This is a genomic window from Streptomyces sp. NPDC059454, assembly GCF_042749965.1.
Taxonomy (GTDB): Bacteria; Actinomycetota; Actinomycetes; order Streptomycetales; family Streptomycetaceae; genus Streptomyces.
Genome location: NZ_JBHYVC010000054.1, coordinates 12,385 through 32,762 on the forward strand (window position 1 = coordinate 12,385; position 20,378 = coordinate 32,762).

The following is a 20,378-nucleotide window of genomic DNA, read 5'->3' on the forward strand; positions in this document are numbered from 1 at the left end:
GTCTCAGGTACCGACCGTCTGGCGTCGCTGTGCGGCCTGGGCCATGGCGTGCTGGACAACGCTGATGAGGGTCTCCTTGACCGACTCGCGGTCCCGCGCGTCGCACATCAGCAGCGGTACGTGGTCGTCGAGGTCGAGGGCGCGGCGGACGTCGCCGGCCGGGTAGCGCGCCGCTCCGTCGAAGCAGTTGACGCCGACGAGGAACGGGATGGCGCGCCGCTCGAAGTAGTCGATGGCCGCGAAGCAGTCCTCCAGGCGCCGGGTGTCGGCGAGGACGACGGCTCCGAGGGCGCCCTCGGACAGCTCGTCCCACATGAACCAGAACCGCTCCTGACCGGGCGTGCCGAAGAGGTACAGCACCAGGTCCTCGCGGAGGGTGATGCGGCCGAAGTCCATGGCCACGGTGGTGGTGTTCTTGGCTTCCACACCGGAGGTGTCGTCGACCGGGCGCCCGGCCTCGGTGAGGAGTTCCTCGGTGCGCAGCGGCCTGATCTCGCTGACCGCGCCGACGAGCGTGGTCTTGCCCACGCCGAAGCCGCCGGCCACCAGGATCTTGAGCGTGACGGGCTCGACCGGGGGCTTGCCGCGCTCAGAACACCCGAAGATCATCGATCTCTTCTCCTGCTTGATGGGGATCGGGCGGCGGGCCGTATCCGCCGCCGCCGGGGGTTTCGATGACGAGTACGTCGCCGGGGCCGACGTCCGCCGAGTCGCTTCCGGCGAGCCGGGTGACCGTGCCGTCCGCTCGTTCGATCCGGTGGGCACCCGGTGCGCCGGGTTCACCTCCGGCCATGCCGTACGGGGGGATCCTGCGGTGCTGGGACAGCGTGGAGACCGTCATGCGCTCCAGGAAGCGGATGCGGCGCACGGCTCCGTCCCCGCCGCGCCACCGTCCGGCGCCGCCACTGCCGCGGCGGACCGCGAACTCCTCGAGACGGACGGGCAGTCGCCACTCCAGGATCTCGGGGTCGGTGAGCCGGGAGTTGGTCATGTGGGTCTGTACGACGGATGCCCCGGGGAAACCGTCTCCGGCGCCCGAGCCGGAGGCGACGGTCTCGTAGTACTGGTGACGGGCGTTGCCGAAGGTGACGTTGTTCATGGTGCCGGAGCCCTCCGCCTGGACGCCGAGGGCGGCGTAGAGGGCACCGGTGATGGCCTGGGAAGTCTCCACGTTGCCTGCGACGACGGCGGCCGGCGGCTCGGGAGCCAGCATGGAGCCCGGCGGCACGATGATGTCCAGCGGGCGCAGACAGCCGTCGTTGAGCGGGATGTCATCGGCGACCAGGGTGCGGAAGACGTACAGGACGGCCGCGTTGACGACGGAGAAGGGGGCGTTGAAGTTGGTGGGCAACTGGGCGGAGGTACCGGTGAAGTCGATGGTCGCGCCGCGGTTCTCCCGGTCCACGCGGACGCGTACGCGAATGACGGCGCCCGAGTCGGTCTCGTAGGCGTACGCGCCGTCGTCGAGGGCGTCGATGACGCGACGCACCGCCTCTTCGGCGTTGTCCTGGACGTGCTTCATATAGGCCTGGACGACGTCGAGGCCGAAGTCCTCGATCATGCGGCCGACCTCGTCGACGCCCTTGTGGTTGGCGGCGATCTGGGCGCGCAGGTCGGCGAGATTGGTCTTCGGGTTGCGGGAGGGGTGGAGTGCCTCGGTGAGGAGGCGGAGGGTCTCCTCCTCACGGAAGCGGCCGTTCTCGGTGAGCAGCCAGTCGTCGAAGAGGACGCCCTCCTCGTCGATGGTGCGGCTGTCGGCCGGCATGGAGCCCGGGGCGATGCCGCCGATCTCGGCGTGGTGGCCGCGTGAGGCGACATGGAAGAGGACCTTCCGGTCACGCTCCGTGCCGTCGGTGGACCTGGTGCCGAAGACCGGGGTGATGACGGTGACGTCGGGAAGGTGGGTGCCGCCGTGGTACGGGTCGTTGACGGCGTAGGTGTCGCCGGGCCGCATGGCCGGGCCGCGCCGTCGGATGACCTCTTTGACGCTGGTGCCCATCGAGCCCAGGTGGACGGGGATGTGCGGGGCGTTGGCCACCAGGTTTCCGTCGGGGTCGAAGAGGGCGCAGGAGAAGTCCAGGCGTTCCTTGATGTTGACGGACTGGGCGGTGGACTCGAGGCGGGCGCCCATTTGTTCGGCGATGGACATGAAGAGGTTGTTGAAGACCTCGAGCAGCACGGGGTCCGCTTTTGTGTCGGTTCGGGAACTCTGCGTAACCGCGACGCGTTCCATGACCAGATGCCCGTCGTCGGTCGCCGCGGCCCGCCAGCCGTCGTCGACGACGGTCGTCGCTCCGGACTCGGTGATGATCGCCGGGCCGGTGACGGTTTCGCCGGGGGGAAGATCCTCACGGCGGCGGAGGGGTACGTCGCACCAGGTGCCGCCGGTGTGGAGGCGGACGGTCCGCGGGGTGACGGTGGGGTGTCGCGGGGTGCCTTCGTAGGGAGCGAGGGCGGAGAGATCGGGGGGTTCGGTGATGCCGGTGGCTTCGACGGAGAGGGCTTCGACGACGATCGGGCGGTCGAGCGTGAAGGAGTACGTGGCGCGATGACGTTCTTCGAAGGTCTGCCGCATCGTGCCGGGCTCGGTCAGCTCGACGGTGAGGGTGGTGTCGGTGCCGTCGTAGCGGAGTTGGGCGCGGCGGGTGACCTGGACGCGCTCCTCGGGGACGTCCTCGGCGAGGAGCTCCGCGCGGGCCGCCGCTTCGAGGTCGTCGGCGGTCTTGTGGACGCCGGCCATGGAGGCCGGTTCCAGGAGGGCCTCGACGGAGCGTTCCCGCATGGCCGTGGTGTCGGCGAGGCCGATGCCGAGCGCGGACAGGACGCCGGCCATGGGCGGGACGAGGACGGTGCGGATGCCGAGGGAGTCGGCGACCATGCACGCGTGCTGTCCGCCCGCTCCGCCGAAGGTGGTGAGGGCGTACCGGGTGACGTCGTGGCCTTTTTGCACGGAGATCCGCTTCACCGCGCCGGCGATGCCGGCGACGGCGATCCGCAGGTAGCCCTCGGCGACCTGCTCGGGGGTGCGGTCGTCGCCGGTCTGCTCGTGGATCTCGCGGGTGAGAGCCGTGAAGCGGTCGTGGACGAGCGCGGCATCGAGGGACCGGCCGCCGTCCGGGCCGAACACCGCGGGGAAGTGGGCGGGCTGGATACGGCCGAGCATGACGTTGGCGTCGGTGACCGTGAGCGGGCCGCCACGCCGGTAGCAGGCGGGGCCCGGGTCGGCGCCCGCCGAGTCCGGCCCCACGCGGTAGCGGGAGCCGTCGAAGTGGAGGACCGAGCCGCCGCCGGCGGCGACGGTGTGGATGTCCAGCATGGGCGCGCGCAGCCGGACGCCGGCGATCTGTGTGGTGAAGACGCGTTCGTACTCGCCCGCGAAGTGCGAGACGTCGGTGGAGGTGCCGCCCATGTCGAAGCCGATGACGCGGTCGAAGCCGGCGAGCTGCGACATGCGGGCCATGCCGACGATGCCGCCGGCCGGCCCGGACAGGACGGCGTCCTTGCCGCGGAACCGGCCGGCTTCGGTGAGGCCGCCGTTGGACTGCATGAACATCAGCCGTACACCGTCGAGCTCGTCGGCGACATGGCGGACGTAGCGGCGCAGCACGGGCGAGAGGTAGGCGTCCACGACGGCGGTGTCGCCGCGCGGGACGAGCTTCATCAGGGGACTGACCTCGCTGGACAGCGAGATCTGCGGGAAGCCGATGCGGGCGGCGAGTTCCCCGACCGCTTGTTCGTGGGCGGGGTGGAGATGGCTGTGCACGCAGACCACGGCAACGGCCCGGATGCCGTCGTCGTACGCCTGTCGCAGCGGTCCGGTGAGAGCGTCCAGGTCGGGGGCGCGCAGGACGGTGCCGTCGGCTGCGATGCGTTCGTCCACCTCGACGACCCGTTCGTGCAGCAGCTCGGGCAGGTCGATACGGCGGGCGAAGATGTGCGGGCGGTTCTGGTAGGCGATGCGCAGCGCGTCGCGGAAGCCGCGGGTGACGACCAGCAGGGTCCGTTCGCCCTTGCGCTCGAGGAGGGCGTTGGTGGCGACGGTGGTCCCCATGCGCACGGCGTCGACTGGGCCGTCGGATCCGGCCAGCAGTTCGCGGACACCCACGACCGCCGCGTCGGTGCCGCGTGTCCCCCGGCTCCCGCGGTGCCGGGTGTGTTCCGGAGCCGGGTTGTCGGACAGCACCTTGTGCGTCAGCAGCCGGCCGTCGGGGCGCCTCGCGACGATGTCGGTGAAGGTGCCGCCTCGGTCGACCCAGAACTGCCAGCCTGTCACGTCAGTATCCCGCTTCCGCGCCGGTCACAGCGCCCGGAGGCCGTTGATCACGTCGCGCAGAATACTCTCGTCCGGCAGCTCGGCCGGGGGTACTGGCCGGTTCACATGGACCAATTCCGATTCCACGAGATCTCCGACGAGGACCCGGACCACCCCGATCGGCAGATCGAGTTCGGCGGAGAGTTCGGCGACCGTCTGCGAGCTGTCGCGGCACAGTTCGACGATGTCCACATGTTCCGGGGAGAGCGTGGGATCGGCCTCCGGATCGTCCGCGTGCGGCTCCGTGACGACCACCGCGATCAGGTCGAGGCGGTGCTGGGCCGCACTGGTGGTGCGGCCCCGCGTCATGGCGTACGGACGGACGACCGGTCCGGCCTCGTCGTCGAACCAGTGGCTTCTACCCTGACCGTCAGCGCTCATGTCATCCCACTACCCGCCCGAGGGCAGATCGGTGCGCGGTGCGGCGCCCAGATGCACACCGACCCGCTTCACGAGAAGCGTCATCTCGTAGGCGACCTGTCCGACGTCCGAGTCGGCGTCCGCGAGGACGGCAAGGCAGCTGCCGTCACCGGCGGCGGTGACGAAGAGGAACGCCTCGTCGAGTTCGACGACGGTCTGGCGGACGTCGCCGGCCTCGAAGTGGCGGCCCACGCCCTTGGCGAGGCTGTGGAAGCCGGAGGCGACGGCGGCCAGATGCTCGCTGTCCTCCCGGGTGAGGTCCTTCGACGCGCCCGTGGGCAGGCCGTCGCCGGAGAGCACGATCGCCTTGCGGATGCTGGCGACGCGGTCCACCAGGTCGTCGAGGAGCCAGTTCAGCTCCCCCTTGTCGGTCGTGGTGTGGCCGGTGGCCCTCGGTGCGGTCATCGACCGTCCCCCTCTGTCGTTCGTCGTGGTGCTGTGCCGCTGTCGGCTTCGTCGCCGGCGGCGTTCTCCTCGCGTCCGCGCTGCCAGCCTCGCTGGAGCGAGGCCATACGGCTGCGGACTTCGTCGGCATCCCGTTCAACGGGCCGGGCCCTGTCCTCGTTCCGCGGTTCGGTACTGCGCTTGAGCTGCGGGGCGAGGCTGGCCTGCCGTACGCGCCGGGGCAGCGATCCGCCACCGGGTTGTGCGGCGTCGGTGCCCGTGCCGCCTGCCGACGGCGAGGAGTCGTCGGGGCCGCTCGCCGCGATGGCGGGGCGGCGGGTGCGCTGGGGAAGACCGGCAGGGGACTCCGGCCGGTCGTCGCGCACGGGGCCGGAGGGCGCCGGAGTCCCGCTCTGGTCCCCGGTTCCGGTTCCGGTCCTGGGGCGGGAGGGGTCTGGGCCCCGTCGGCGGGCGGGCAGCGGAGGCAGTGACTCCGCGTCCGGCTGTTCGTGCTCGGCGTCGGAGGAGAGCCGTTCGGTGCGGCGGCGTGCCGGGAGCGGGGACAGTGCCTCCACCCCCGGGCGGGCGGGGCCCCGGCGTCCCGGGGAGTCCTCACCCCGGCGGGCGGGCGGCGGAGACGCTGCTTCCGGCTCGGGCCGGGTGGACGCGGCGGGCGTGCCCTCCTCGTCCGTGCGCTCCGCGCGGGTGCGCGCGTCGCGGACCGGGCGCCCGTGCGAGCTGACCAGCTTGGGTGCTCCCCTGCGGGCCAGCGGGACCGGGGCGCTCCGGTCGTCCCCGCCCGGGTCCGCGCCCTCGGGCGTGCCGGGGGTCTGCTGATGGTGTTCGCGGCCGGGCCGCTCCTCCTGGGTGCCGGTGAGGGAGCGGCGGGCGCGGAAGAGGCCGCCGCGTCGGTTGTCCTCGTCGTCCAGGGCGCCGGGGAGGCCGTCGAGTGCGTCCAGGTCGACGGGGGCTTCCAGTTCGACCGGTCCGTCCAGCAGCGAGGCGGGGAGCCGGGGCAGCCGTACGGGCACCTGGGAGAGCGCGGCGCGGCGGGTCTCCTCCGGTTCGCGGTCCGTGGAGCGCCGGGGTCGGTCGAGGCGGAAGCCGACGCCGTTGGTGTCCGGGACGTCGTCCGCCAGCAGTGCGTCGGGGATGAAGACGACCGCTGTGGTACCGCCGTACGGGGAGGGCTGCAAGGAGACCCGGACGTTCTGGCGCTGGGCGAGGCGGCTGACCACGAACAGTCCGAGCCGGTCGGTGTCGGAGAGCTCGAACTCGGGGGTCTCGGCGAGTCTGAGGTTGGCGTCCAGGAGAGCGTCGGCCGCCATGCCGAGTCCGCGGTCGTGGATCTCCAGGGTGAAACCATTGGCCACGCGCTCCCCGAGGACCTGGACGGCGGTGTGCGGCGGGGAGAACACCGTGGCGTTCTCCAGCAGTTCGGCCACGAGGTGGGTGAGGTCGGCGACGGCCGGACCGGTGACGGCGACTCTGGGCAGCCGACGGACCTCGATGCGTTCGTAGTCCTCGACCTCGGCGACGGAGGCGCGTACGACGTCCATGAGCTGGACGGGCTTGCGCCACTGCCGGGAGGGCGCGGCGCCGGAGAGGATCACCAGGCCCTCGGCGTGCCGGCGCATGCGGGTGGTGAGGTGGTCCAGCCGGAACAGGTCGGCGAGTTCCTCGGTGTCCTCGGTCCGGCGTTCCATGGTGTCCAGCAGGGTGAGCTGCTTGTGCAGCAGGACCTGGCTGCGGCGGGCGAGGTTGACGAACACCTCGGAGACACCGGCGCGCAGTTCGGCCTGTTTGACGGCGGCCTCCACGGCGGCGCGCTGAAGGGTGTTGAGGGCCTGGCCGACCTCTCCCATCTCGTTCTTGTCGTACTCCAGACGCGGGACCTCGGTCTCGACGTCGACCTGTTCGCCCGCCGAGAGGCGGCGCATCACGCTGGGCAGCCGTACGCCGGACGCCTCGTGGGCCTCCAGGCGCAGCTGCCGGAGATCCCGGATGAGTCCGCGGCCCACCCGTACGGAGAGGATGAGGGAGACCAGGAGGGCGATCAGTCCGAGGACACCGGCGACGACGGCCTGGGTGATGACGCCCACGGCGACGGGGCGGACGCGGTCCTGGTAGCGGTCGGCGGCCTGGTCGTTGAGGGTGCCGAGTTCGGAGAGCACGTTGCCGGCGGCGATGTCCCAGCTCTTGGCCGTGATCCCGCGGGGCTCCCCGCTGCCGGAGGAGACGACCGCCTCCTCGCCCACGCGCAGCGGGGCGGACGCGGCGTTCTTCCAGAAGGCCTCGTAGCGGTCGCGCTCGGACGCGGGCAGTTGCGGCAGGCCGGCGTCGTACATCAGTGTGCGCTGGGCCACGAGGTCGGAGATCTGCCGCACTTCGGCACGGGACAGTTCGCCGACGATCAGGGCGGAACCGAGCAGGGCGTCCTCGCGGGAGAGCAGTTCCCGCGCACGGGCGAGACTGACAAGGGCGCGGTACTGCTTGTCAAGCCCGACGTCGTCGACCACGTGCAGATTGGCCAGCAGGACGTAACACGGGTCGACCAGCCGGTTGTAGAGGTCGAGGGCCTGGGAGCGGTTGACGGCGCCGTCCTCGACGCTGCGGCGCAGGGACTCGACGCCCTCGAAGGAGTCCAGCACCGCGCTCAGCTCTCCGGAGTCCCCGTGCATGGCCTCGCGCACGTCGGCGTTCGCCGCACTCCTGCGGACGCTGTCGATGGCCTCGTCGGTGGCGGCGCGACTGCGCCGAAGTGCGGCGAGCCCTTCGGCGGCGCGGGGGTCGGCGAGATGGACGAGGGTCTGTCGGCGCTCCTGCTGGAGGACGCGGACGGCGTCCTCGACGGGGTAGCCGACCTCCTCCATCACCGACGACACGTCGAACAGATGGCTTGCCTCGCGGCCCGTGAGCACCGTGGTGAAGGCCCAGATCGTCGTCAGGGACAACAGCGGCACGAGAAGCAGCGCCACGATCTTCCGGCGGACGGACTTCCCGCGAAAGCGCATGGCCTCCCCCAGCTCGGCCCCCGACCGAACGGGGGTACACATGTGCGTCAACAAACGGCGCGAGCCTACTACCGCGCCGAGGTGAACTCGAAGAGCCGTCCGGAAGCTGTAGTTCCGCGCCGAGGGCGGGAGATGGCGAGTTGTCCGGGCATTGCGGGAGATTGCCTCCCGGAATCGGGGGTGCGATGCTCGGGCCGATCTCCCGGACACGCGAGGAGGGTTGGCCGATTTCTTTTCCAATGGGAATCTTCGCGACGTGCCGTTCGTCCTTCTCTGTGGGAAATGGGGGCGGAATCGGCCACAAGAGCCGTGTCCCGCACCTGGGCGGCGTAGAACAGCGCAAGCCGGGCAGCCACTGGAGAACCGGGTCTTCGGACACGAGTGAGCGGTCTGCTGGCGGTGGGGAGTGACACGTTGATGGGCACGGCGGAGCGGCGCGAGGCGCCCGAAGAGGGCGCGGCGGCGCAGGTGACGACGCGGTCGGAGGCCGGGGTGCCCGGACCCGGTGCAGCCGCGTCCGGGCGCGCGGCTGTCGGCGAACGCGGCGCCGCGCGCGGAGCGGCACGTGGGGGTCGTGACAGCGCTGTGGCGCGGGAGGCCAGAGGGAGCACCGGCGAGCCCGGCGGCTCCAGCCGGAAGGGCCCGCACCAGCCACTGTGGGTCGAGGAGCCGGCCCGGCGGCGCCGGTTGCCGGACCCGGTACGGACGGCGGCCGTGCGGGCGGTGCTCATCATCGCGGTGACGCTGATTCAGGCCATGGTGGCCTTCCTGTGCACGCTGGCCGGGTCCTGGCTGGCATTCCCCATGGTCATCAGCAGTGTCGTCAGTACGATCCTGGCGACCTGGGGAGTCCTGGACGTCTGGGTGACCCGCCAGGTCTGGAATCAGCGCAATGGCGTGGTGTCCGTGCCCAGCAGCACCGCGCGGGCCCTGCGGCGCGAGCGGCGCCGCACCCGCCGTCAGCAGCGGGGCGCCCAGCGGGCGCAGGCGCGAATACGCCGGCGGGGCGGAGCCGGGCAGCTGTCGCACTCCTGACGGCACCCCCACCGGAACACGGGCTCTCGGTAGGCTGATGCCGCGTCTGCAGGCACTGCGCGCAACAGTTCCCGGGCGGGTGACCGTCGCAGCGAGGACGGCCGGCATCGGCCCGCACCGGGCCGACAGATGGTGAGAGCCGAGCCATGACCGGCGAGCGGAAACATCTTGAGGGGAACGGGAGGGGCACCACGAGTGCCGTGCAGTCGGTGGACCGTGCGGTGAGCGTGCTGGAGATCCTGGCGCGGCACGGCGAGGCGGGTGTCACGGAGATCGCCGGCGAACTGGGCGTGCACAAGTCCACGGCCTTCCGGCTGCTCGGCGTCCTGGAGAACCGCGGTCTTGTGACCCAGGCGAAGGATCGCGGCAAGTACCACCTGGGTGCCGGTGTGCTGCGCCTCGCGGGGGCGGCCGCCGTGCGGCTGGACATCTCGCAGGAGGGCGTCCCGGTGTGCCGGGAGCTCGCCGACGAGCTGGGCGAGACGGTGAACATAGCAGTGCTGGACGACGACGCCGCCGTCAACATCATGCAGGCCCGGGGCACGGCGTCGGTCACCGCGCAGAACTGGCTCGGCAGGCGCACCCCGCTGCACGCCACCGCCGGTGGCAAGGTGTTCCTGGCCCACCTGCCGCCCGCCGTTCGTGAGAGCCACCTCACGCGCCCGCTGCGCCGGTTCACGGAGCGGACGCTCACCACTGCTTCGGAGCTGCGCGGTGAGCTGGAGACGGTGATCGAGCACGGGTACGCCGCCACGCTCGAGGAGCTGGAGCTGGGGCTCGCGGCCGTCGCGGCGCCGGTCCGCTCGCACGACGGCACGGTGATCGCGGCGATCAGTGTCTCGGGGCCGGTGTACCGGCTGCGTGCGGACCGGCTGCCCGAGCTGGGCAGCCGGACGGCGACAGCGGCGGCCGAGCTGTCCCGGCGCATGGGCTACGGCTTCTGAGCCACGTCCGGGGTGACGCCTGATCAGCCACTCACCATCGCAGACCGCTTGAACATGCGGGTCGCCGTGATCTCGCTGTGCGCCTCCTCGGCCGGGTCCTGCTGGGGAAGTCCCGGCCTGAGGTGTTCCTCCACACTGATGTACTTCAGGCCGGCCCGCAGGTCGGCGTCGTTCCGCAGCCGGATGACCAGCGGGAACTCCGCGAGCGCCGTCGTGTCGAACAGACCGGTGGTGTACAGGAGCTGGACGCCGAGCGCGTCGGCGACCGCGCGCTGGAGCTCCAGGAGGTAGGTGGCGTTGGCGCGGCCGATGGGGTTGTCCAGGAACAGCGTGCCGGCGTGGCGGTGCTTGTCCCGGCCGCGGTCATTGGAGCGCAGCGCGGCCATCGTGCAGTACAGGGCGATGGCCGCGGTGAGCAGCTGGCCGCCGGAGAACACGTCACCCATCTGACCGACGGGTACGCGTTCGGCGCGCAGTACCGCGTCGGGCTTGAGGATCTCGACGGCGACGCCCTTCGGCTGGAGGGCGGCGGCGACCCCGCGCAACAGCAGGGACATGCCGTCGCGCCGCAGGTCGGAGTTCTTCCTGACGGCCGCCCGGGTGGCCTCGTCGACGACCTCGCCGAGCCGCTCGGTGAGGGTGGCCTGGTCGGGTTCCTCGAAGCGGATACGCAGGAACTCCTGTCCGGACCACTCACCGAGGCCTTCCGGCAGCCGGGACAGCCGCTGGGCGGAGCGGAGGGTGGCGAGGGCGGACTCGACCAGGCCCCGCAGCCGGTCCACAATCGAGTCACGGTTGCGCTCCAGCTGCTCCAGCTCGTCGGTGAGGACCCGCAGCCGGGGCGCGAAGGCGTCCGCCCACTTCTGGGCGTGCTCGGGCAGCGCGGAGGCGGGCAGTTCGCGGATCTGCTGGCGCGCGGGCGTGCGGACCTGCTCGTAGCGCGTGGAGTTGGCGTGCCGGACGAGGATGTCGCTCGCCTCGCGCACGGCGGACTCGGCGGCGGACAGATCGGCGGCGCAGCCGCGCAGCGAGCGGCGGGACTCGGCGGCGGACTGCCGGGCCTCGTCCAGGCCGCCCGGGTAGGGCTCGGGCTGTTCCTGTTCCTCCTCGGGGGCGTGTTCGCGCAGCAGGTCGCGGAGCATGGCGGCGATCTCGTCGAAGCCGCCGGCCGCGTCCTCGGCGGCGCGGTGCGCGTCGAGCAGTTCGGCGTGGGCCTCCCGTGCCTGGCTCAGGGCCTCGTTGCGGGAGGCGAGTTCGGTGGTGGCGGTGCGCAGGAGGGCCTGTGCGTGCTCGGCGTCGCGCGGCACCAGTTCCTCGGGGAGTCCGGTGTGCGCCTCGCCGTCCCCGGGCGCGAGCCGTTCGGCCTCGCCGCGCAGCCGTCCGAGCTGCTCGCTCGCACTGGACATGCGGGTCTCCAGGAGCTGCACCAGCTCCTCGGCACGGGCGGCGGCGGCCTGCCGGCTGGGGCCGTCGGAGCCGTCGGGCGACTGGAGCAACTGCTCGGCGCGGGTACGGACCTTGTTGCTGAGCCGGTCCAGTTCGGCTCGGGCCGCGCTCTCGTCGCTCTCCGCGCGGGCCTGTTCGGCGCGCAGATCGGCGCCGACGCCGACTTTCTCGTACACCTGGGACGCGGCGCGGTAGGCCTCGCGCAGTGCGGGCAGGGACGCCTGCGGTGCTCCGGTGCCGTCCTCGGGCACGTCGTCGGGGGCACCCGCGATCTCGGAGCGCTCGGCGCGCAGCGCGCGTGCGGTGCGCCGGGCGTCGTCGGCGGCTCGCTGGGCGCCGCGCCGGTCCTCGTCGGCGGCGCGCGCCCGTTCCAGGCAGGTCTGGGCGCGGGCCTCCGCCTCGGTCGCGTCGTCGGCGAGTTCGCGCAGCTTGACCTGCCAGCCGGCCCGTTCGCGCAGCCGGAAGGCGAGTCCGGCGAGGGCGTCGGCCGCGCGCCGGGCCTTCTGCGCGGCTTCCTGCCGCTCGTCACGGACGCCGACGGCCTCGGCGGCGGCCTCCTCGGCCTCCGCCCGCACGGTGCGCGCCTCGGCCAGCTCGGCCTCGGACTCCTCGGCGAACGCCCGCGCCTCGTGGACCGTGCCGGCCAGCTCCGTGAGCCGCCCGGCGGGGCAGCCGGTGCGCCAGGAGGCGAGTCGCGCGGCCAGCTCCCGGTCCTTGCCGAGCCGGGCGGCGAGCGCGCGGATCTCCTCGTCCCGCTCGGTCGCCCGCGCGCGCAGCGTCTGCCGTTCCTCGTCGGCGGCGTGCTCGTCGTGCATGGCCGGGTTCGGCGGTACGAGGAAGACGTCCCCGGTGTCCGTGTCCGGTGCGGGAGTGGGGGCGAGCAGGGCGGCGGCGGTACCGACGGCGACGGCGGACCGGGGCAGCAGGGCGGCGTCGCCCAGTGCCTCACGGGCACGGTGGTGGGAGTCCGGGTCGGTGATGATGACGCCGTCGACCAGCTCGGGGCGGGCGGCCAGCACGCGCGCGTGGTCGGCCGGGTCGACGGCCTGGGCGAGGTAGCGCCACCCCGGGAGTGCCGGGATGCCGTGCTCGCCGAGGAACTCGACCGTAGCCAGCACGTCCGGGCCGGGCGGCAACAGCCCGCCGTCACCGAGGGCGCCGAGGATGCGGGCGTCGTCCGCGGCGGCGGTGCGCAGGTCGAACAGCTGCCGTTCGGCGGAGGAGACGGCGTCGTCGAGCAGTTCGCGCAGCTCGTCGGCGAAGCGGTCGAGTTCCTCGGCGGTCAGGGCACCTTCGCCGGAGGAAGGCCCGGCCTCGGAACCGCCCGTGGCGCGGTCCGTGTCCGTGCGCTGTCCCGGCACACCGGCCCGCCGCCGGCCGGCAGCTCCCGGCAGGCTCAGCAGTTCCGTCAGCCGTTGTTCGGCGGCGAGGGCCTCGGCCGTGCGGCGGTCGCCCTCGTGGGCGCGCTCGGCCGCCGTGGCCGCGTCCGCCGCGCGGGCCGCGGTGAGTTCCGCGCGGCTCTCGGCGGCGGCCGCCTCCCGCGCGTGCTCGGTGGCCCGGCGGGCCGCCTCGCGGGCGGTGTCCCAGGCGGCGACCGCCGTCTTCTCGGCGTCGCTGGCCGCGAGGGCCGCCCTGGCGGGGTCGGCGTCCGGGGCACTGTCGTCGAGCCAGCCCGCCCGCACGGCCTCTGCGGTCTCCTGCTCGACCTCGGTGAGCCGCTGCCTCAGGTGCCCGACCTCGCTGCGGGCCCGCTGCGCCTCGGTGGCGGCGGCGGTGGAGTCGCGGTAGGCGCCGTCGCTGACCTCCTGGAGGGCGGCGGACCGCGCCTCCTCCTCGTTGGCGAGGTTCTCGGCGTTCTGCGCGGCCGCGTGCAGGGCGCGTACCAGGTCGACGGCGGCCTTGGCGCGCGCGGCCAGCGCGGGGGCCGCGTCCCGCTCGGCCTCCTGGATCGCGACGGAGACGCGGGCGACGCGGTCGGCGGCGGCGCGGTGGCGCAGTACGGCCTCGGCGGCCTGCCAGGCGGAGTACAGGGTGCGTGCGTCGGCGAGTTCGCGTTTCTGGGCGGCGGCGGACTTCTCGGCGGCGGCGAGCGCCAGGGAGGCGTGCCGGTAGGCGAGTTCGGCGGAGATCAGCGCGCTGTGCTCGCGTGCCGACTCGGCATGGGTGACGGCGTACGCGGCGGCGGTGACCCGCCCGGCCAGGTCGGCCGCGCGGACGCGTTCCTGGGCGCCGCGCGCGGAGAGCCGGCGGGCCAGGGTACGGGTGCGGCGCTCGGCGGCGGTGTGGATCTCTCTCGCGCGGGTGCGGGTCCCGGTCGCCTCGACGATCCGGCCGAGCAGGTCGACGGACCCGGCGGTGAAGTCGCGTTCGGCGATCAGTTCGGCGCGCCGGCCCAGCTTGTTGCCGAAGCCGCCGACCAGGTCGGCGAGTCCGTCGGTGTCCCGGGTGTCGGTGACGGCACGCAGCAGCAGGTCGGTGAAGTCGGAGTCCTTCTTGACCGCGAAGAGGCCGGCGGCCTCACCCTCGTCGGCGTTCATCTCCCGCTGGTAGCGGAAGAGTTCGGGGTCGAGTCCCAGGTCGCCGAGGTGTTCGGTCCAGCGCTCGTGGATCTCCTCCCAGTGCACCTCCAGATGCGGGTAGTTCTTGCCGGCCTCCGTGAGGGCGTCCCGGAAGCCCTTCATGGTGCGGCGCCGTCCCCGCGCGCCCGACTGGCCCTCGACGGAAGGCCGTACGGCCGTGGACTCGGCGACGGGGAGGTTGTCCAGGCCGAGACCGGGGCCGGGCCGGAAGGAGTACCAGGCCTCGGCGAACTTCCTCGGGTCACCCGAGACCTGGCGGCCCCGCCACTCGCTGACCTTGCCGACGACGACGCACTCGCCGGTCTGCACGTGCTGCCACTCCAGCGCCACATGGCCGCAGTCGTCGGCGAGCAGGAACTTGCGCAGCACGCCGGAGCTGGCGCCGCCGAGGGTGTTGCGGTGGCCCGGGAGCATCACGGAGAAGATCAGCTTCAGCAGGACCGACTTGCCGCCGCCGTTCTCCAGGAAGAGCACCCCGGCGGGGGCGGGCCGGCGCGGCGGGCCGACGGGCTCCTCCTCGAAGAACTCCGCCTGCGTCGGGGCGGGGTCCGGCACGGCCGCGCCGACACCGCGCAGGTCGAGCACGGTGTCGGCGTAGCGCGCACCGGCCGGCCCGATGGAGTAGAGGCGGACCCGGGACAGCTCGTACATGGCGGACTCTCGTGAGGCTTCGTGAAGTGGGGGTCAGGCGGAGTGGAACGGCAGGCCGGCGTCGGCGACCAGCTCCAGGTCGTCGCCGTCCTCGGGCGGCAGCAGGGTGGGCGTACCGTCGGTGACGGGGACGACCCCCAGCTCCAGCAGTTCGGCCATGGCGGCGCCGCCCGCCATGTCACGGACCTGGAGCTGGTAGCGGGCCGTGGTGCGGTACGTGCCGCCGTTGTCGTCGCCGGTGCGCTGCAGGAAGCCGGAGTCGGTGAGGAAGCCGACGGCCTTGGCGACGATGCCGGTGGTCGATCCCGCGAGCCGGCGTGCGTCCTTGGTGGCGCCGGTCGAGCTGCGCCTGGCCCAGATCCGCCACGCGGCCTCCAGGCCGGGGGCGTCGCTGGCCGGGTCGGTGTTCTCGCCCTGTTCGGCGGCCCGCTCCTCCAGCCGGTGGCAGGCCTGGCGGACGAAGGCGTCGACGCCGTTGACCGTGACGCGCCCGATGTAGCCGTCGTCGGCGAGGTCCTCGGGGCGCGGGAAGGCCATGGCGGCGACGGCGAGGTGGGCGAGCCCGTGCAGGAACCGGTCGCTGCCGTCGGCGGAGGTACGGCGCGCGTAGTCGCCCATGCGGACGGCGAAGACGGAGTCCTCGGCGGCGGTGACGGCCATGCCCGCGCGCGGGGACACCTCCAGCACGATCAGTCCGAGGCCGGTGGCCACGGCGTCGGCGAGCCGTGCGAACGGCGGGTCCTCGCGGTAGCGGCGCAGCAGGTCGGCGTACTCCTGGTCCCGGGCGGGCTGGAGTTTGGGCTGGAGGCCGAAGGCGACGAGCCGCGCGGCGTCGGCGGCGTCGGCGGGTGTGACGGCGGCACTCGCCGGTGCGGCCACGGCCTCCGGCTCACTCCACTCGACGTGCTCGGTCACGGTCGGGACTCCTTGCTCTGGGACACCTCGGTGCGGACTGTTTCCTCCGTCATGCCGCCTCCGTCCGGTCCGCGGCCATCCCCGCCGCGTCCAGCAGGGCCGTGCCGACGATGAGGTCGGCGCCGCCGAACTCGGGGTCGTCGAGGTCGGTTCCGTCGTCCACGGCGAACAGCAGCTTCCGCTCGCCCTGGCGGTAGGCGGTGCCGACCGGAGGGCTGGCGGCGTGGATGGCCAGCAGGGCGACCAGGTAGGGCAGTTCGGGGTCCTGGCGGCGGGCGTCGGCGAGCAGTCCGGACAGCCGGCGCGGTGCGTCGGCCGGCAGGTCCAGCAGCTCCGTGGCGGCCGCCAGCTGCTCCTCGCTGAAGCGGCTGTCGTCGGGCGTGGCGATCAGGTCGGGCTCGGGCATCTCGGCGCCGAGGTGTTCCCGCTCCACGGGCGGTGTCAGCAGGATCTCGACGAGATCGGCGACCCGGACGGAGACCGGGGTGCGCAGTCCGGTGCCATGGGCGAAGAAGGCGTCGGTGACCCGGGCCGCCCGCTCCACGGGCAGCGGCAGCAGGGGCGCGAGGAGGTGGCCGTAGAGGTCGGTGCCCGAGGCCGACGTGGGGGTGGCGAAGGCCTGCCGGTCCTGTTCGGCGCGGAACAGCGGTCCGGCCTCCAGCAGCCGGGACTGCAGCTGTGTGTGGCGCCGGATGCAGTCCTTGACGATGTCCACCAGCTCGGCCGCCCGGCGCTTGTGCTCGGGGTCCTCGGACTCGTCCCGGGCCTTGCGGATGTTGGTGAGGATCGCGTTCTCGTGGCGGTAGCGGTCCGCCACGTGGTCGAGGGCCTCGGCGATCATGTCGGGCACGGCGCCCAGCCAGTCCACCGCGCGGACGTTGCGGCGGGTGGCGTCCAGGGCCCGGCGCAGGGTCTCGGAGTACTGCACGGTCCGGTAGCGGGCCTGCTCGGCGGCGAGCTGGGCGTCGGCGAGCCTGCCCCGGCTGATCAGCACCTCCAGCTTGACCTCGGCGGCGATCTGCGCGCTGGTGACGTCGGTGTCCAGGGCTCCGACCAGGACGTTGACCGCCTCGTCGGTGGTCCGCAGGTACACGGTGCCGCCGGGACCGGGGACCTCCTCGATCAGCTTGAAGTCGTAGTCGCGGCGCACGTAGGTGCCGTCCGCGCCGAACACGCCGTACACCGCGCGGAAGCCGCGGTCGACGCTGCCGACGTTGATCAGGTTCTCCAGGACCCACCGGGCCACCCGCTCGTGCTCGGCGGCGGAGCGGCGCGGGGCCTGGGCGGCGATGCGCGGGACGATCCGGGCGACTATCTGGTCGTGGTCCGCGCCCGTGTCGAAGTCCATGTTCAGGGTGACGAGGTCGATGGCCGCGAGAGCGATCTCCGCCATGCCGTACACCGAGTACTCACCGGCGAGGTTGGCCTTGCGCGCGTCGAGGTCGTGCAGCGGCGCGGTGCACGCGAGCGCGCGCAGCCGTCGCGCCAGCCCTTCGTCGGCGGCCGGGCCCGGCGCGGGCCGCGGCCCCGCGCTGAGCTGGGGCGGAACGCTGTCCGTCGATGATGGCGAGGTCACGGTGAACAGACTAGGTCCTCGGTCTGACAACGACCCAAACGACCGTGTTGTGCCCCGGCGCGACGGTCGTCACACCGCCGGCCGGCCGTCCTGGCCGTCCTCGCCGACGCGCCGCCGGTACACCTCGACGACCCGTTCCAGCGAGACCTCGAGGTAAGCCGCCAGCAGCGTCTCGGCCTTGTCGCGGTCCCCGTCCTGAAGAGCCTGAAGAATACCGACATTACGGGCGATATACGGTTCGTGCAGCCGCTGCGGCTCGTCCACGACGTGGAAGGCGAGCCGCAGTTCGGCGAAGACGCTGCGCATCAGCTCGTCCGTGCGCTCGCTGGCGGCGAGCGCCACCAGTTCCCGATGGAAGTGGATATTGGCCGTGCCCACACCTTTCCAGTCACCTTCGCGCGCCGCCGCGCGCCCCTGTTCCACCACCTCGGCGAGCGCGTCGAGCGCGTAGGGCGGGTCGCCGAGCCCGCGTACGACGGCACACTCGACGAGCCGGCGGGTGCGGTAGATGTCCTCGACGTCCTCGACGGTCAGCACCCGGACGAACACGCCCCGGTTCAGCTCGTGGACGAGCAGCCGTTCGTGCGTGAGCAGCCGGAACGCCTCGCGCAGCGTGTTGCGGGAGACGCCGAGCGCGCCGCCGATGCTGTCCTCCGACAGCCGCGTTCCCGGCGGGAAGTAGCCCTCGGCGATACGGCTCCTGAGGATGTCCGCGACCCGCTCGGCGGTGCTGGTACGACCCAGCAGGGCACGGTCGTCGGCCAGTCCGCTCAACTGCTCTGCCATGCCGGAATTCAATCGCACATGAAAGGACGAGACAACACGGGTATTGAAGGATCGTTCAACGATCCTCTACCTTGCTCGGCAGTGGCACGGCTCACTCCTTCCCGCACCCTTCGTCCTCCCTCTGCGAGGTGCCCATGAGCACGACCCCACCACCGCGGGCCCTGACCGACACCCCACGCCCCGCACCGCCAGAACAAGCCTTTGACGACGGGGCGTTCGGCTGGCTGCGGGCACTGGGACCGCGCGGCCGACGCGCCTTCGGCGGCGCGTTCGGCGGCTACGCCCTGGACTCGTACGACTACTTCACGCTGCCACTGACGATGGTCGCGCTGTCGGCGTACTTCGGTCTGAACAGCGGCCAGACCGGCCTGCTGACGACCGTCACCCTGGTGGTCTCCGCGGTCGGCGGCGCCCTCGCCGGCGTACTGGCGGACCGCGTCGGCCGGGTCAAGGCGCTGCTGCTGACCGTGATCACGTACGCGGTGTTCACCGTGGCCTGCGGCTTCGCGCCCAACTACGAGACGCTGCTGGTGTTCCGCGCGCTGCAGGGCCTCGGCTTCGGCGGTGAGTGGGCGGTCGGCGCGATCCTGGTCGCCGAGTACGCGAGCGCCCGGCACCGCGGTCGCACCCTCGGCGCGGTCCAGAGCTCCTGGGCCGTGGGCTGGGCGCTGGCCGTGATCGTGTACACGATGATCTTCTCGCTGGCCGACGACGACCTGGCCTGGCGCGTGATGTTCTGGACCGGCGCGCTGCCGGCGCTGCTCGTGGTGTGGGTGCGGCGCAGTGTGCGGGACGCGCCCGAGGCGGCCGCCGCGCGGGAGAGGAGCGCGCAGAAGGGCTCGTTCGCGGTGATCTTCCGGCCCGGCCGGGCGGGATCACCGGGCCTGCTGCGCACCACGCTCTTCGCCGTGCTGCTCTCCACCGGCGTCCAGGGCGGCTACTACACCCTCGCCACCTGGGTGCCGACCTATCTGAAGACGGAGCGCGACCTGTCGGTCGTCGGCACCGGCGGCTATCTGACGTTCCTGATCTCGGGTGCCTTCATCGGCTATCTGACCGGCGGCCACCTCACCGACCGGCTGGGCCGGCGGCGCAACATCTGGCTGTTCGCGCTGCTGTCCGCGATCTGCATCCTGGCGTACGCCAACATCCCGAGCGGCGCCGACACCGTGGTCCTCGTGCTCGGTTTCCCGCTCGGGTTCTGCATGTCGGCGATCTTCAGCGGCTTCGGCTCCTACCTGAGCGAGCTGTACCCGACGGCGGTGCGCGGTACGGGGCAGGGCTTCACGTACAACACCGGACGCGCCGTGGGCGCCGTCTTCCCCACGACGGTCGGCTTCCTGGCCGACAGCTGGGGCGTGGGCGGGGCGCTGGTCTTCGGCGCGATCGGTTACGGCATCGCGGCGCTGGCGCTGCTGGGGCTGCCGGAGACGCGCGGGAAGGAACTGGAGTGAACCACACCGACGACCGTACGCCGACCGTCGTGGACGACCGCCCTGTGGCGCTGGTCGACGGGCAGGCGCCCGCGTGGAGCCCGCGAACGGCGCGCGCCCGTTTCCGGGAGGGGCTGGCGGGCCCCACGGCCGGCGTGGCCGCGGGGTACACGCAGGCCAATCTGATCTCGGTGCCCGCCGACTGGGCGTACGACATGCTGCTGTTCTGCCAGCGCAACCCCAAGCCCTGTCCGGTCCTGGACGTCACCGACGCCGGGTCCACGACCACCGTCCTCGCCCCGGACGCGGACCTGCGCACCGATCTGCCGCGCTACCGCGTGTGGGAGCACGGCGAGCTGGTGGACGAGCCGACGGACGTGCGGGCGCACTGGCGCGGTGATCTGGTGTCGTTCCTGATCGGCTGCAGCTTCACCTTCGAGTGGGCGCTGACGGCGGCGGGCGTCCCGGTCCGGCACGTCGAGCAGGGCCGCAACGTTCCCATGTACGTGACGAGTTGGCAGTGCCGTCCGGCGGGGCGGCTGCGCGGGCCGATGGTGGTGTCCATGCGGCCGGTGCCGCCGGAGCACCTCTCCGCGGCGATCCGGGAGAGCAGTCTGCTGCCGGCGGTGCACGGCGGGCCCGTGCACTGCGGCACCCCCTCCGGGCTGGGCATCGACGACCTCGGCCGCCCGGACTTCGGTGACCCGGTGGACCTCGAGCCGGACGACATCCCGGTGTTCTGGGCCTGCGGGGTGACCCCGCAGGCCGCGGTCATGGCCTCCCGCCCGCCGTTCGCCCTCACGCACGCACCGGGACAGATGTTCCTCAGCGACGCCCGCGACGAGCAGTTCCGCGTGGCCTGACCGGCCTGTGCGGCACGAAA

At 72.6% G+C, this 20,378-nt stretch carries 13 protein-coding genes; 4 read left to right on the forward strand and 9 right to left on the reverse strand.

Going from position 1 to position 20,378, the window contains the following annotated elements:
- Positions 1 to 3: 3 nt before the first annotated feature.
- The 5 genes from ACFXAE_RS28000 to ACFXAE_RS28020 are packed head-to-tail and all read right to left on the reverse strand — an operon-like array spanning position 4 to position 8,130.
- Positions 4 to 609, reverse strand: coding sequence for an ATP/GTP-binding protein (locus tag ACFXAE_RS28000; protein ID WP_384719735.1), 606 nt, complete (start codon positions 607 to 609; stop codon positions 4 to 6).
- Positions 590 to 4,273, reverse strand: coding sequence for a hydantoinase B/oxoprolinase family protein (locus tag ACFXAE_RS28005; protein WP_384719737.1), 3,684 nt, complete (start codon positions 4,271 to 4,273; stop codon positions 590 to 592). The genes ACFXAE_RS28000 and ACFXAE_RS28005 overlap by 20 nt, the downstream gene beginning before the upstream one ends.
- Before the next feature lie 24 nt (positions 4,274 to 4,297).
- Positions 4,298 to 4,693 carry a DUF742 domain-containing protein gene (locus ACFXAE_RS28010; protein WP_384719739.1) on the reverse strand — a complete coding sequence of 132 codons (396 nt, stop codon included), beginning with the start codon at positions 4,691 to 4,693 and terminating at the stop codon, positions 4,298 to 4,300.
- Between the two features lie 9 nt (positions 4,694 to 4,702).
- Positions 4,703 to 5,137 (reverse strand): roadblock/LC7 domain-containing protein, encoded by a 435-nt coding sequence (locus tag ACFXAE_RS28015; protein WP_217129918.1) that lies wholly within the window; start codon positions 5,135 to 5,137, stop codon positions 4,703 to 4,705.
- Positions 5,134 to 8,130, reverse strand: a complete 2,997-nt coding sequence (locus ACFXAE_RS28020) for a nitrate- and nitrite sensing domain-containing protein (RefSeq protein WP_384719741.1) — start codon at positions 8,128 to 8,130, stop codon at positions 5,134 to 5,136. The genes ACFXAE_RS28015 and ACFXAE_RS28020 overlap by 4 nt, the downstream gene beginning before the upstream one ends.
- A gap of 417 nt (positions 8,131 to 8,547) precedes the next feature.
- Here ACFXAE_RS28020 and ACFXAE_RS28025 point away from each other — a divergent pair, with 417 nt between their 5' ends.
- Positions 8,548 to 9,165: a hypothetical protein gene (locus tag ACFXAE_RS28025; RefSeq protein WP_384719743.1), complete on the forward strand. Its 618-nt coding sequence runs from the start codon at positions 8,548 to 8,550 to the stop codon at positions 9,163 to 9,165.
- 146 nt (positions 9,166 to 9,311) lie between these two features.
- Complete coding sequence (locus tag ACFXAE_RS28030; protein ID WP_384719745.1) at positions 9,312 to 10,109, forward strand: IclR family transcriptional regulator; 798 nt, start codon at positions 9,312 to 9,314, stop codon at positions 10,107 to 10,109.
- Positions 10,110 to 10,132: 23 nt separating this feature from the next.
- Here ACFXAE_RS28030 and ACFXAE_RS28035 read toward each other — a convergent pair whose 3' ends face one another.
- The 4 genes from ACFXAE_RS28035 to ACFXAE_RS28050 form a co-directional block, all read right to left on the reverse strand.
- Positions 10,133 to 14,785, reverse strand: coding sequence for a hypothetical protein (locus ACFXAE_RS28035; protein ID WP_384719747.1), 4,653 nt, complete (start codon positions 14,783 to 14,785; stop codon positions 10,133 to 10,135).
- A 33-nt stretch (positions 14,786 to 14,818) separates the two neighbouring features.
- Positions 14,819 to 15,700 carry a hypothetical protein gene (locus ACFXAE_RS28040; RefSeq protein WP_073933846.1) on the reverse strand — a complete coding sequence of 294 codons (882 nt, stop codon included), beginning with the start codon at positions 15,698 to 15,700 and terminating at the stop codon, positions 14,819 to 14,821.
- A 49-nt stretch (positions 15,701 to 15,749) separates the two neighbouring features.
- Complete coding sequence (locus tag ACFXAE_RS28045) at positions 15,750 to 17,276, reverse strand: hypothetical protein (protein WP_384719749.1); 1,527 nt, start codon at positions 17,274 to 17,276, stop codon at positions 15,750 to 15,752.
- Between the two features lie 69 nt (positions 17,277 to 17,345).
- A complete protein-coding gene (locus tag ACFXAE_RS28050; protein WP_384719751.1) occupies positions 17,346 to 18,062 on the reverse strand; it encodes a GntR family transcriptional regulator in 717 nt (238 codons plus the stop codon).
- A 134-nt stretch (positions 18,063 to 18,196) separates the two neighbouring features.
- Between ACFXAE_RS28050 and ACFXAE_RS28055 the strand changes: the two genes are divergently transcribed.
- Together ACFXAE_RS28055 and ACFXAE_RS28060 are read left to right on the forward strand one after the other, a co-directional pair.
- Complete coding sequence (locus ACFXAE_RS28055; protein ID WP_384719753.1) at positions 18,197 to 19,516, forward strand: MFS transporter; 1,320 nt, start codon at positions 18,197 to 18,199, stop codon at positions 19,514 to 19,516.
- Entirely contained in the window at positions 19,513 to 20,358 is an 846-nt protein-coding gene (locus tag ACFXAE_RS28060; protein ID WP_384719755.1) for a putative hydro-lyase, read from the forward strand. Before ACFXAE_RS28055 ends, ACFXAE_RS28060 begins: the two co-directional genes overlap by 4 nt.
- Positions 20,359 to 20,378: the final 20 nt, after the last annotated feature.